The organism is Micromonospora phaseoli, assembly GCF_900109115.1.
GTDB lineage: Bacteria > Actinomycetota > Actinomycetes > Mycobacteriales > Micromonosporaceae > Micromonospora > Micromonospora phaseoli.
Genome location: NZ_FNYV01000001.1, coordinates 251,127 through 264,678, shown reverse-complemented (window position 1 = coordinate 264,678; position 13,552 = coordinate 251,127). Strand labels below are relative to the sequence as shown.

Genomic DNA, 13,552 nt, shown 5'->3' with positions numbered 1-13,552 from the left:
GGGCACTGTGTCAAGGTGTCTGCGTGGATCAAGGGGGAACACCTCCCGTCTTCTCGGCCAGCGCGCGGACCGATGACGATCACCTGAGCGTGGTGGTCACCGGTGAGGTCGACATGGCGACCGCCGACGCCATGCTCCAGACCGTGCTGCGGGAACCGGCAGCCCGGGTCACGCTCGACCTACGCGCGGTGACCTTCTTCGATTCGGCGGCCATCCACGCGGTGGTCCGGCTCGCCGGCCGCTACCCGGGCGCGTTGACGGTGCTGCCGTCCCGGCAGGTCAGCCGGGTGCTGGAGATCGCCGGCCTGGGCACGCAGCCCTGGCTGCACCCCGCCTGACGTCACGGGCTCAGCCGTCGCCCACGGGCTCAGCCGTCGCCTACGGGCTGAGCCGTCGGCGCAGGGTGACCTGCGTACCCTCCGGGGTCCGATCGACCGACAACTCCCCGAGTGCCCGGATCAGCGACAGCCCGCGCCCCCGGAAGCTCGAACCGGTCGACTCCCGCCACCGCCCGCTGTCGCGCACGGCCGCCACCACCGTGCGGTCCTCCACCTTCACCTCGACGTCAATCGTTGGTTCCGCCGGGTCGACCGGATGCTCGATGGCGTTCGCGGCCGCCTCGGAGACCGCCACGGTGAGGTCGAACAGATCCGTCTCGCCGACCCCGTGCGCGACGAGGAAGTCCTCCAGCCGCCTGCGCAGCACGCTCAGCCGGGCGGGATCGGCGGGCAGCCGCAGCGCGAACCGGTCGAGTTCGGCCGCCTCCAGCGCGAGTACCGCCACGTCGTCGCGCCGGGGCCGGTCGACGACCCGCTCCATCACCGCGTCGATCAGATCCGCGACGTGGTCTCCGGGCCGCGAGGCGTCGGCGCGAAGCTGCGCCAGGGAGGCGTCGATGCCGAGCTGCCGGTCCTCGATCAGGCCGTCGGTGTAGAGCAGCAGCCGGTCACCCGCGCGCAACTCGCCGGAGACCGTCTCGTACTCCGTGCCGGGGATGACCCCGACGGGCGGCCCGAGCGCGCGGTCATGCAGGAACGCCACGTCGTCGCCGCGGATCAGCAGCGGAGACGGATGCCCCGCGCTGGCGTACCGCAGCCGGCCCGTGCGAGGGCTGAACCAGAGGCAGAAGACCGTCGCGAAGGATCGTGACTCGGTGGATCCCACCAACCGGTTGAGCCGGGTCAACGATTCGCCCGGATCGAAACCCTCCAGCACGTACGCGCGCAACGCGTTGCGCAGCTGGCCCATGGCTGCCGCCGCCGGCACCCCCTTGCCGACCACGTCTCCGATGATCAGCACGAGTTCGTCGTGCTCCCGGGCGATGACGTCGTACCAGTCGCCGCCCACCTCGACGTCCTCGCTGCCGGGCAGGTATCGGCTGGCGACCAACGCTCCGGGCAGCCGGGGCAGGCTGCGGGGCAGCAGGCTGTGCTGCAGGGTGGTGGCGATTCGGTGCTCGGTCTCGTAGAGCTGAGCGTTCTCCAGTCGCACACCGACCAGCCGGGCGAGCTGGGTCAACGCGGCCTCCTCGGTGCCGGCGCCCTCGGCCACCGGACGCCACACCCGCAGCTCGCCGAGCCGCTGGTCGGCCACCCCGGTCAGCGGCAGCACGAAGGACGGCTCGACCGAGGTGGCGCCGCCGGCGTCGGCCTCGTAGCGGGTCTCGCCGGCGCTGACCACCACCCGCACGGCCTCGGCGAGGCTGAGGGCGTGTCGGGCCGCGACCTGGAGCACGTCCGACGTGGAGCGGGCGGTGTTGACCGCGACCGCCGCGTCGGCGAGGGCCCGCAACCGGCGGATGATCTGGTTTCGCAGCTGGCCGAGCTCCATGTTGGCGCGGACCCGGGCGATCAGCTCCTGCCCCGAGAAGGGCTTGGTGAGGTAGTCGTCGGCGCCGACCGACAGCCCGGCCACCTCCTCGGCGGGGCCGGCTCGGGCGGAGAGCAGCACGATCGGCACGTACCGGGTGCGCGGGTCCGCCCGCAACGCGGCGACCAGGCCGAACCCGTCCAGCCGAGGCATCATCACGTCGGTCAGCACCAGGTCGAAAGCGGTGTCGGTGGCCAGCCGGAGGGCATCGACGCCGTCGGTGGCGGTATGCACCTCCCATCTGGGCGCGAGCAGCCGAGCGACATGTTCCCGCAGGTCAGGGTTGTCGTCGACGACCAGGATCCGGCCGGACGGGGCGCGGTCCCCGGGGCCGGGCGACGCAGGGGCGGGGTCCCCGGGGCCGGGCGACGCAGGGGCGGGGTCGGCAATCCACTGCGCGGTCTCGGCGACGAAGAGCCCGGCCTGTCGCGGCTCACGCCCGGTGCCGTCGGTGTCGGCGATCCGGTCGCCCGGCAGATGCCCGGAGCCGAACGGCATGGTGACCGTGAAGGTGCTGCCGACGTCGACCTGGCTGGTGGCATCGACCCGCCCACCGTGCATCTCGACCAGCTCCCGGACCAGGGCCAGCCCGATCCCGGTCCCTTCGTGACTGCGCGAACGCACCCCCGGCACCCGGTGGAACCGCTCGAAGATGTGCGGCAGCTCCTCCGGCACGATACCCACGCCGGTGTCGGTCACCTCCAGCCGGGCGACGCCGTCGACCTCCCGGACCCGGATGCTGATTTCGCCGTCGAAGGTGAACTTCAGGGCGTTCGACACCAGATTCAGGACGATCTTCTCCCACATGTCCTGGTCGACGTAGACCGGTTCCGGCAGCGGTGGGCAGTCCACCGTCAGGCGTAGCCCGGCCCGCTCGGCCGCGGAGCGGAACGTGCTGACCAGCCGGGAGGTGTAGCCGGCCAGGTCGGTCGACTCGTAGTGCGCGGCCAGCCGCCCCGACTCCAGGCGGGAGAAGTCGAGCACCGTGTTGACCAGCTTGAGCAGCCGCACCGCGTTGCGGTGCATCATGGTCAGCCGAGACGTGTAGTCCTCCGGCAGCGCCGGATCGGCGAGCAGGTCCTCCAGCGGGCCGAGCACCAGGGTCAGCGGGGTGCGGAACTCGTGGCTGACGTTGGCGAAGAAGTTGGTCTTCGCCAGATTCAGCGCGGCCAGTTCGGCCGCCCGGGCCCGCTCCTGCTCGTACGCCCGCTGCTTGCCGACCGCACGGGAGATCTGCGCGGCGACCAGTTCCAGGAAGGTCCGGTACTCGTCGGTGAACGACAGCCGCCGGGCCACCCCCAGCACCAGCACCCCGGCGGAGTCGTTGGTCGCGCTGATCGGCAGTACCACCGCGTCCTTGGCGGTGTCGGCCGGCACCTCTGCAAGTAGGTCGACCGTGGCGACCAGGTCGCCGGCGCCGGTCATCGCCACCTCGCCCAGCCGGGCGGGCGCATCGACCGGGGCGTCGTCCACGCCACTGCTGCCGGTCAGCCGCAGTTGCCCGTCGCCGTCGCGCAGGTAGAGCAGCGCGAAGGGCACGTCCTCCCGGTGCCGGTCGAGCACCCCGGCGGCGACCCGGCCGAGCTCCGCGCTGCTGCCCAGGTCAGCCAGCTCCGAGCCGAGTTCGGCCAGGGTACGCAGCCGGCGCTCGCCGAGCACCCGGCCGGTGGTCTCACTGCAGATGCAGAGCACACCGTTGATCGACCCGTCGGTGTCCCGGATGGGGTCGTAGGAGACGTCGAAGTAGACGTCCTCCACGAAGCCGTGCCGTTCGATCAGGAAGTGGCGGTCCTGGGCCTGGTACGCCTCGCCGTGACGCATCACATCGGTCAGCAGGGGCCCGAGCACGTCCCAGGTCTCCGCCCAGTGTTCCCGGGCGGGCTGTCCCAGCACGGCGGGGTGCTTGTCGCCGATGGTCGGCCGATAGGCGTCGTTGTAGAAGGCGCGCAGATCCTCGCCCCAGAACATGGCGATCTGCGCCTTGGAGGCGAGCATCGTGCTGATGACGTTGCCCAGCGTGGCGGGCCAGCGGTCCGGGGTGCCGAGCGGGCTGTCCGACCAGTCGTGCTCGCGCAGCAGAGTGCCCATCTCGCCGCCGGCCCCGAACGCCGCCTTGAGCAGCGGAGAGATCCCGCCGGCCGCCGCGAACGGATGACTACCGTCCGCGCCCCCCTGGGCCGAGTTCATGCAGCCTCCCGGCCGTGTTCGCACCGCTTCCGATCATCAAGTGCCGTGACACGCCTTCTACCCAGCCGAATCAACGACGTAACGCATAGCGCCGGTCGGACGCTGATTAGCTCGACTCGGCCGGTCGACCGACGCTGAACACGACGGGTTGATCACCCACAGTGTCACCCAGATCACAGCGGAGTGACGTACGCGCCGGTGATCCCGCCGTCGACCACGAACTGGGCGGCGGTCATGAACGAGGCGTCGTCGCTGGCCAGGAAGGCCACCGCGGCGGCGATCTCGGTCGGTTCGCCGAAGCGTCCCATCGGCACGTGCACCAGCCGCCGGGCGGCCCGCTCCGGATCGGCCGCGAACAGCTCCCGCAGCAACGGTGTGGCCACCGGCCCGGGGCACAGGGCGTTGACCCGGATGCCCTCCCGGGCGAACTGCACGCCCAACTCCCGGGTCAGCGCCAGCACCCCGCCCTTGCTCGCGGTGTACGCGATCTGCGACGTCGCCGCACCCATCAGCGCCACGAAGGAAGCGGTGTTGATGATCGAGCCCCGACCCTGCCGGCGCATGTGCCCGATGACGTACTTGCAGCAGAGGTAGACGCTTGTGGTGTTGACCCGCAGCACCCGTTCCCAGGCGTCCAGCCCGGTGTCGAGGATCGAGTCGTCGTCCGGCGGCGAGATGCCGGCGTTGTTGAACGCGATGTCCACCCGCCCGTACCGTTCGACCACCCCGTCGAAGAGGTCCCGTACCGCGGTCTCGTCGGCCACGTCCGCGGCGACGAAGCTGCCGCCCACCTCGTCGGCGGCCCGCGCGCCGGCCTCGGCGTCGATGTCGACACAGACCACCTTGGCGCCCTCGGCGGCGAACCGCCGCACGGTGGCCAGCCCGATGCCGCTGGCCGCCCCGGTCACCACGGCGACCCGGTCCTGCAACCGTCCCTGCATGCTCACTCCTCGGTGCTGATGAACACGTTCTTGACGTCGGTGAACGCGTGCAGGGCGTCCGGCCCCAGCTCGCGGCCCAGGCCGGAGCGCTTCATGCCACCGAACGGGGTCCAGTACCGCACCGAGGAGTGCGAATTGACGCTCAGGTTGCCGGCTTCCACCGCGCGGGCCACCCGCAACGCCCGGCCCACGTCCCGGGTCCAGATCGAGCCGGACAGACCGTACTCGGTGTCGTTGGCCAGCCGGAGCGCGTCAGCCTCGTCGTCGAACGGGAGCACCGAGACGACCGGGCCGAAGATCTCCTCCCGCCAGTGGCGGTCGGCGGTCGAGTCGGCGAGCAGCACCGTCGGGGCGTACCAGTAGCCGGGACCGTCGGGGCGCGAGCCGGTGAACGCCACGCGCGCCTCGTCGACGTACCCGGCGACCCGGTCCCGGTGCGCGGCCGAGATCAGCGGCCCCATCTCCACCGTCTCGTCGGCCGGGTCACCCACCCGGAAGGCGCGGACCGCCGGTTCGAGCAGCTCCAGGAAGCGGTCGTACACGACGCGTTGCACCAGGATCCGGGAGCGGGCACAGCAGTCCTGGCCGGCGTTGTCGAAGACGGCGTACGGTGCGGTGGCCGCGGCCCGTTCCAGATCGGCGTCGGCGAAGACGAGGTTCGCCGACTTGCCGCCGAGTTCCAGGGTCAGCCGCTTCACGCCGGCCGCGCAGCCGGCCATGATCCGGATGCCGACCTCGGTGGAGCCGGTGAAGCAGATCTTGCGCACCGCCGGGTGGCTGACGAACCGCTCACCCACCACGTCGCCGCGCCCGGGCAGCACGGTGAACACGCCCTCGGGCAGGCCCGCCTGATCCGCCAACTCGGCGAGGCGCAACGCGGTCAGCGGGGTCGACTCGGCGGGCTTGAGCACCACCGTGTTGCCGGCGGCGAGGGCGGGGGCGAAGCCCCAGGCGGCGATCGGCATCGGGAAGTTCCAGGGCACGATCACCCCGACCACGCCGAGCGGTTCGTGGAAGGTGACGTCCAACCCGCCCGGCACCGGGATCTGCCGTCCGGTGAGCCGCTCCGGCGCCCCCGCGTAGTAGTCCAGCACGTCCCGCACGTTGCCCGCCTCCCAACGGGCGTTGCCGATGGTGTGGCCGGCGTTGCTCACCTCCAGCCGGGCCAGCTCCTCCAGGTGCTCGTCCACCACGGCGGCGAACCGCCGCAACACCCGCGCCCGATCCCCCGCGCTGACGTTGCGCCACTTCTCGTACGCCGTCACCGCCCGCGAGATCGCCGCGTCGACCTCCGCCACGGAGCTGCCCGCAACCTCCCGCAACACCACCCCGCGCGCCGGATCCCACACCTCACCCACCCCAGCCCCCCATCCCGCCCCCCATCCCGCCACCCATCCCGCCGATCATGCAGTTGTGGCACCGCACGAATGCCTCGTATCCGCTCATTTCAGGAGCCACAACTGCATGATCGGCGTAGCGAGGGGCGGCGGGGCGGGGGGCGGCGTGGCGGGGGGCGGCGGGGCGGGGGTGGGGGTGGGTGGTTAGAGGCGTTCGAAGCCACGGGTCAGTTCCCAGTCGGTGACGGCGGCGTCGAAGGCGGCCAGTTCGACGCGGGCCATGTTGGCGTAGTGGGCCACCACGTCGTCGCCGAAGGCATCGCGGGCCACCGTGGAGGAGTCCCAGAGGGCCAGGGCGTCGCGGAGGGTGCCGGGGACCCGTTCGGCGCTCGCGTCGTCGTAGGCGTTGCCGGTGCACTCCTGCGCCAGCTCCAACTCATTCTCGATGCCGTGCACCGCGCCGGCCACCAGCGCGGCGATCGCCAGGTACGGGTTGACGTCCGCGCCCGGCACCCGGTTCTCCACCCGCATCCCCTGACCGTGCCCCACCACCCGCAGCGCGCAGGTGCGGTTGTCGGTGCCCCAGCGCAGCGCGGTCGGCGCGAACGAGCCCGGCTGGTAGCGCTTGTAGGAGTTGATGTTCGGCGCGAAGAGCAGGCTCAGCTCCCGCATCGTGGCGAGCAGCCCGGCGAGCACCCGCTGCCCCGTCACGCTCAGGTGTGCCGGGCCGTCACCCAGCATCGCCGAGCCACCGGAGGCGTCACGCAGCGAGAAGTGGATGTGGCAGGAGTTGCCCTCCCGCGCGTTCGGCTTGGCCATGAAGGTGATCGACATGCCCTCCTGGGCGGCGATCTCCTTCGCCCCGTTCTTGTAGATGACGTGATGGTCGGCGCAGGCCACCGCCTCGTCGTACCGGAAGGCGATCTCGTGCTGGCCGAGGTTGCACTCGCCCTTGGCGCTCTCCGGGGTGAGCCCCGCGCCCGCCATCTCGGTGCGGATGCGGCGCAGCAGCGGCTCCACCCGGGCGGTGCCGAGCAGCGAGTAGTCCACGTTGTACTGGTTGGCGGGGGTGAGGTCGCGGTAGCCGCGCTGCCACGCCTGCTCGTACGAGTCGCGGAACAGGACGAACTCCAGCTCGGTCCCGGCGTACGCGGTCAACCCGTGCGCGGCGAGCCGGTCCAGTTGGCGGCGCAGGATCTGCCGGGGCGAGGCGGTCACCGGCCCGGCCCCGCCCAACCACTCCAGGTCGGCCAGGAGCAGTGCGGTGCCGGGCTGCCACGGCACCCGGCGCAGGGTGCCGAAGTCCGGCTTCATGGCGAGGTCGCCGTAGCCGCGTTCCCAGCTCGACATGGCGTACCCGTCGACGGTGTTCATGTCGACGTCCACGGCGAGCAGGTAGTCGCAACCCTCGCTGCCGTTCGCGACGACCTGGTCGAGGAAGAAGGGGGCGTGGAACCGCTTGCCCTGCAACCGACCCTGCATGTCGACCAGGGCCAACACCACCGTGTCGATCTCCCCCTCGGCGACGGCGACCCGCAGCTGTTCCAGCGTGAGCGGTGGTCTTTTCATCCGCGAGCCTCCATCACCAAGGTCTACCGGCCGCAGCCGATCACCGTCAATGGGCCGCAACGCTCGTACCCGGTGACACCGGCCGGGCAAACCGGCTTCGGCCGTCTGCCGTCCGCTCCGCCGTCTTCACGTTCGATCGTGGCACCATGCCCGGCCGGGGCACGGCCGCCGGGCCCGTGCCCCGCACCGTCGCATCAGTCGTTCTGCTCGATCGACAACAGCCAGTCGTCCATGGTCGCCGTCAGGGCGTTGTTGGCGGCCACGTCCACGACGCGCCACCGTACCGCGATGGTGTAGTTGCCCGGTCCGAGACGCCGGCAGGCCTGCAGCGCGTTCGACTCCCCGACCCCGGTGGTGAACGTGGGATCGTTCAGCGGTGCCATCGGGGTGGCCACGCCAGCGGCGATGACAACGATCTGGAGCTGGACGTGGTCTGCCGGCACCGTGACGGGCACCGGCTGGCCGGCCAGCACGACCTCACCGGTGAATCGCACGACGAACTGGTCGTTGTCGCCGTTGGGTACCGTCACCGGCACGCCGGAGTTGGTCAGCGGCACGAAGACGCCGGTCTCGCCGATCGTGGTGGGGGTGTCGTTCATCCGCGCCAGCGATGCCTCCTGCGGTCCGCCGTTGCAGTTGGTCGGCCCCTGCTCGGGTGGGATCTGGTCGTCCTGCGCCCGGGCCATGGCCTCGGCGAACCGGTGCGGTCCGTCGACCACCACGCCCGGCCCACCGACGCGGGCCGGCAGACCGGCGCTGGCGGGCGCCGTGAGCGCGGCGCCGACGAGGATGGCGATGGCGGCTGGCACCAGCCACCGTGCGTGTCGGGCTCGAAGTTGCATGGTCTCCTCCTGTGACTGGCACACCGCCGGCCCTCGGTTTGTCCGGCGGGTCGCCCACCTACCGGCGGGCGCTCGATGCCGCAGACGCTGGCACGGGGGCCTCAGGGCGGCGTCAGGGCGCGGTCAGGGCGGCCGGTCCGCCGCCGTCGGATCGCCGGATGTCGGGTTGGCGGCACCGGACCCTGACGCCGCCGTGACACCTGGGCGGAGCATCGGTTCCACCGGCCGCCATCCCCGGCGGCGCCAGCGCGAAAGGTAGAACCCCATGTCGTACCCGAGCCTCATTCGGTGCAGATTCCCCGTGGCCGCCGCCGCGGTGGTCGTAGGTTTGTCGGCGGGCATCCTGGTCGTCCCCGTGATCGACGTGGCCACCGGCACCGCCCGTCCCGCCCGTGCCGGCGGCTCACCCGATCGGGTGTCGCACACGAGTCCGTTCGATGCGCAACCGATCAAGACCGCGACGGCGACCTGCCCCATCGACACGGTGCGCTATGCCGGCGGGGCAGCGGTCAACCACGGTCGGGCGGATGGCGGCGGCGTGGCGTTGACCGGGATCGTCCCGGACGTCGCCGGTCGATCGGTCACCGTGACGGCCGCCGCCCGGCCCGGATACACCGGCCAGTGGTCCCTGACCGCGTACGCGATCTGCGAATCCTCCCTGGAGCCGTGGCGGATCACCGCGGTCGGGACCGGCACGACCACCGCGTCCTGCCCCGAGCCCACCCGCCTGTTCGGCCTCGGGTTCCAGGTGACCGGGGTGCCGTCGGAGAGCCATGTCACCGAGATCGCGATGGATCAGAACCTGACCCAGGTCCGGGTGAGCGCCGGTGGTCCGGGAGCGGAGACGGCCGAGGTCACCGCGATCGCACTCTGCCGGCCGTCAGCCGGACAGATGCGCCGGGTGCAGGCGTTCAACGACGAACCGGGTTGGCCCAGAACGGCCGAGGGCCAGGACACCGAGGCGGACCTGGCGGTGTACGCGACCGGGGCCACCGTCACCGGGCCCGAGGACGCCACCCTCGACGCGGTCGTGCCCGGCCCCGACGACGGGGTCACCTGGGTGCGCGGAACGCTACTCGAATCGGGTAAGCCCCTCGTGGGGGCCGCTGGCCGGACCACCGTCACGGCCGACGACGATCAGGACGAGGCGGTGGTCGCGCGTGCCGCGCTCATCGGAACCTTTCACTGACGGTGGCCGGACCGGTGGGCCGTACCGCGACGGACGGATCGCGGGCGACCGGCGGCGTCTGGACGCCGCCGGTCGCCGCCCCGCCGGACGGGCGGGCCCGGGCGGGCGGCGCGAGCAGGACGCGGTCCGGCGGGCGTACGCCGATGGCGCGCATCGCCTCGCCGTACCGGTCGAATGCCCGGCGCGCCTCGCCGTGCCGGCCGGCACGTGCCAGGCAGCGCACGAGGCTGCGATGGGCCGCCTCGTCGTACGGGTCACGCTCCAGCAACCGCAGCAGGTACCCGACGGCGGCGTCGATCCCGGCCCAGCGACCGGCGTCGGCGGTGGTGTCGCTGACCTTGGTGAGCATGCGCAGCATGCTGAGGTACGCGGCACGCGTCTCCTCACGCAGCGGCCCAGACCAGGGCGCGTACGGCTCGTCCTCGAAGGCGTCCGCGCCGTGGTGCCGGTCGATCGTGACCAGCAGGTCCCGCGCCTCGGCCGACTCACCGGCGGTCAGGAGTCGGCGGGCCTGCGCGACGTAGGCGAGGAAGTCCTCGACGTCGACCCGCACCCGGGTCACGTCGAGGGCGATGCTGGCCTGGTCGGCCACCAGATAGTGGTCGGCGCTCCGCGCCCGGCGGGGATCCAGCACACCGCGGACGATCGACAGCAGCACAGACAGCCGGTGCGCGGTCTTCGCGGAGTCGTCGTCGGGCCACAGCATCTCGCATAGCTCGTCGCGGGGCACCGGCCGGCCGCGCCGCGCGACGAGGATGCGCAGCAGGTCCCGGGCCTTACGGGACTGCCAGCGCGACGGCGGTACCGGCTCGCCGTCGACCCGTACCTCGAACCGGCCCAGGGCCTGCACGGCGACGTCCGCGAGCGCCTCGACGGCCTCGGAGGTGGACCGGTCCCGGGCGACCGCCGCGCCCGCCCCGTCGCACGGCGGTACCGCCCACGGCCGCGGGTCGGTCAGCACGGCTCCGGCAGTGGCCAGCCGCTCGGCCGCCAGCAGGCCACGGATACGGTCGTCGGGCCCCGCCGTGGGGAGCCGGCTGATCGCGACCACGATCCGGGCGGCCTCCACCGTCGCCCCGGCGTCCGACCAGATGCCGTGGCACTCCCGCAGGGCCGCGCGGGCGCGGGCGACATCGGCCTCGGGCCCGCGAGCGTGGGCCGCGCCCCGCAGCTCCAGCGCATCGGCCAGGCCCACGCGGTCGCCCTGCGTCCGGGCCGTCCCACACGCCTCCGAGGCCAGCTCGTCGGCGCGCCCCCGGTCACCGTGGCGCAGCGCCAGCCAGCCCTGCGCGAGCAGCGCCGGCACCCGCAGCTCACCGGTTGCGGCACGCGCCGCCGCGAGCGCGTGCGCGGCGGCGCACTCCGGATCGTCGTCGAGCAGTACGAGCGCCAGACCAGCCTCGGCGGGTACGAGCACGTGTGCGTTGCCGGCCTCCCCGGCGATCCGTGCGGCCGCCTCGTAGGCCGCGTGCGCCTGCTCGCGCCAGCCACGGCGCCGGTACACCTCGGCGAGCCCGAGCTGTGCTCCGGCCACCCTGCGCGACCCCGACCGCTGATACGCCGAGATCGCGCGCTCGTACTGGCGGACCGCCTCGTCGAAGCGTCCCAGCATGGCCAGCGCGTCCGCCTCGTTGCAGGTGGCGATCGCGCGCAGGCTCGACTGGCGGGCCGCTGCGGCGTAGCGGGAGCAGGTCCGGGCGACGTCCAGCGCGTCGGCGAACCGGGCGGAGCGCAACAGGCGGTAGGTGCGGTTGATCGAGATGCGGGTCAGCAGAACCACGTCGCCGATCCGTTCCGCGACGGGCAGCGCCAGCCGGTAGTGCTCTTCGCTTCCGGCCTCGTCACCGAGCACGCCCAGGCACAGCGCCATGCTGACGTGCGCGGTGGCCAGGGCCGCGGTCCCGGCGAAAGCCCCGTCGTCCGGACCGGCGGCGCCGGTGTACCCGGCGACCGCCACCCCGGGCCCCGTCGCCTCGGCACCGCGGGCGGCGGTAACGGCGTCGCGGGCGTAGCGCAGGGCCGTGTCGGGCGCGCCGGTCAGCAGGTGGGCGTGCGCCGTCCAGGCCGCCAGCAGCGCGGCGTCGGCCGGCGGGTGAGGGCCCGGTCCGGCCTGCGCGAAGGCGGCCAGCGCGGCCAGCGCGTCGCCGCGCTGGTAGTGGACCCGGCCGACGCGCCAGGCCAGCGCGGCGGTGCCGTCCGGCAGCCCCGGCCCGGCCGCCGCATGCGCCGCCACGGCGGCGTCGAGGTGGCCGAGCGCGCGCTGGGCGTCGCCCAGCAGCAGCCACAGCCGGGGTGTGCGCAACGGAATCGGCAGCGCCGAGACCAGCTCCGCGACGGCCTCCGCGTGGCCGGCGGCCAGCATGGCCTCGCCGTGCCGGGCGAGCACCTCCGCGCAGCGTTCGGGCTGCCCGCTGTGGTGGTACGCCAGTGCCGCCGCCACGGGCGGGCCGTGTTCGTCGAACCAGGCCGCTGCCCGGGCGGCGGTGTCGGTCGGCCGGGTACCCGATGCCCCGTGGCCGGCGATGGAGGCGGCGCGAGAGCCGGTGTCGCGGGACAGTCGGACGGCCTCGGCCACGACCGGCACGATCCGCGGGCACGGGGGCGGGCCGCCGGGCACGGACGGTGGCGAGCCCGCCCTGATCAGCAGGCCGGTACGGGTGAGCAGGCGGACCGTCTCGTCGGCGTGCGGATGCCCGAGGGCGCGGCACAGCCCCGGGTCGACCGGTGCCAGCTCGCCCACGTGTGCCAGCAGCCGCGACGCCGCATCGGGCAACGTCGGAAGCACCTCCTCCGCGAGATAGTTCGCGATCAGCCCGCCCGGCGCCGCGATGACGGGCAGCAGAGGTCCGTGCGGCAGACCGTCACTGCGCAGCGTCTCGGCGGCCAGATGGACCATCGCCGGCCAGCCCGCCGTGACCTGATGGACCCGCTCGGGCAGGTCCCGGGCATTGCCGTCATAGCCGCCGACGTCCAGGTCGTACCCGTTGACCAGCAGGTCCGCCACCTGGTCGACGGAGAGCGACAGTTCGGCGGGCCCGACGTCGGCGCGTGGCAGCGCGCCCGCCGAAGCGCCCAGCGGCCACCGGGAGCAGAGCGCGACATCGACGGATCCGACCCGCTCCGCGAGGGCCCGGTCGGCACCCACGAGCCGCGCCAGCGCCCGGCTCATGTCGCGCGCGGCGTCGGCAGGCAGGCAGGGCAGGTCGTCGAAGACGACCTGCGCGGCGCCGGCGCGCGCCTCCGCGAGCACGGCAGCCGCGAGCGTGTCCGCGGCCTCGCCCGGCGCCGGTGGCAGTCCTCGGTGCCAGCTCGCCCCCGTGCTCGGGTACCAGCCGCGCAGCGCGGTCGTCTTGCCGTAGCCGGCCGCGGCGACGACGACTCGGCAGTGCTGCCGGGCAGTGGTCGCTCCGGCGTGCCGTGGTGCGGCTGGCAGGTGCACGGTGCCTCCCTCGCCCCCAGGCTCGCCGCCTTACCCCGGCGGCGGCAACGCACTGTCGCGAACGTGCCATCCGGCGGCCGGGGACGGCTGCCGTGAGGCGACCCGGACGTCGCCGTGACGGCGGTCCGGATCGTCGACGCCAGTGCGGCGTCCGACCAGGGCGCCGAAGCGCGGAAGGA

The 13,552-nt window shown here is 73.1% G+C and carries 8 protein-coding genes; 2 read left to right on the top strand and 6 right to left on the bottom strand.

Annotated features, from left to right (window positions below; translation table 11 throughout):
- Positions 1–23: 23 nt before the first annotated feature.
- Positions 24–338, top strand: coding sequence for an STAS domain-containing protein (locus BMY89_RS01210; protein WP_232520993.1), 315 nt, complete (start codon positions 24–26; stop codon positions 336–338).
- A 40-nt stretch (positions 339–378) separates the two neighbouring features.
- On the opposite strand, the gene BMY89_RS01205 is transcribed toward BMY89_RS01210, so the two are convergent.
- The 5 genes from BMY89_RS01205 to BMY89_RS01185 form a co-directional block, all read right to left on the bottom strand.
- On the bottom strand, positions 379–4,056 hold the full coding sequence (locus tag BMY89_RS01205) for a SpoIIE family protein phosphatase (RefSeq protein ID WP_092373696.1): 3,678 nt from the start codon (positions 4,054–4,056) through the stop codon (positions 379–381).
- A 173-nt stretch (positions 4,057–4,229) separates the two neighbouring features.
- Positions 4,230–4,997 carry a 3-oxoacyl-ACP reductase gene (locus BMY89_RS01200; RefSeq protein ID WP_092375299.1) on the bottom strand — a complete coding sequence of 256 codons (768 nt, stop codon included), beginning with the start codon at positions 4,995–4,997 and terminating at the stop codon, positions 4,230–4,232.
- A 2-nt stretch (positions 4,998–4,999) separates the two neighbouring features.
- Complete coding sequence (locus BMY89_RS01195; protein ID WP_092373694.1) at positions 5,000–6,355, bottom strand: aldehyde dehydrogenase family protein; 1,356 nt, start codon at positions 6,353–6,355, stop codon at positions 5,000–5,002.
- A gap of 183 nt (positions 6,356–6,538) precedes the next feature.
- Positions 6,539–7,903, bottom strand: coding sequence for a glutamine synthetase family protein (locus tag BMY89_RS01190; RefSeq protein ID WP_092373692.1), 1,365 nt, complete (start codon positions 7,901–7,903; stop codon positions 6,539–6,541).
- Between the two features lie 194 nt (positions 7,904–8,097).
- Positions 8,098–8,745: a hypothetical protein gene (locus tag BMY89_RS01185; protein ID WP_139217881.1), complete on the bottom strand. Its 648-nt coding sequence runs from the start codon at positions 8,743–8,745 to the stop codon at positions 8,098–8,100.
- 301 nt (positions 8,746–9,046) lie between these two features.
- Between BMY89_RS01185 and BMY89_RS01180 the strand changes: the two genes are divergently transcribed.
- Positions 9,047–9,934 (top strand): hypothetical protein, encoded by an 888-nt coding sequence (locus BMY89_RS01180; protein WP_092373688.1) that lies wholly within the window; start codon positions 9,047–9,049, stop codon positions 9,932–9,934.
- On the opposite strand, the gene BMY89_RS01175 is transcribed toward BMY89_RS01180, so the two are convergent.
- Positions 9,915–13,373 carry an ATP-binding protein gene (locus tag BMY89_RS01175; protein WP_092373686.1) on the bottom strand — a complete coding sequence of 1,153 codons (3,459 nt, stop codon included), beginning with the start codon at positions 13,371–13,373 and terminating at the stop codon, positions 9,915–9,917. The two genes, BMY89_RS01180 and BMY89_RS01175, sit on opposite strands and share 20 nt — an antisense overlap.
- Positions 13,374–13,552 lie beyond the last annotated feature (179 nt).

Coding starts and splice junctions, on each gene's coding strand:
- BMY89_RS01205 (WP_092373696.1), bottom strand. CDS start 4,056: ATGAACTCGGCCCAGGGGGGCGCGGACGGTAGTCATCCGTTCGCGGCG.
- BMY89_RS01200 (WP_092375299.1), bottom strand. CDS start 4,997: ATGCAGGGACGGTTGCAGGACCGGGTCGCCGTGGTGACCGGGGCGGCC.
- BMY89_RS01190 (WP_092373692.1), bottom strand. CDS start 7,903: ATGAAAAGACCACCGCTCACGCTGGAACAGCTGCGGGTCGCCGTCGCC.
- BMY89_RS01185 (WP_139217881.1), bottom strand. CDS start 8,745: ATGCAACTTCGAGCCCGACACGCACGGTGGCTGGTGCCAGCCGCCATC.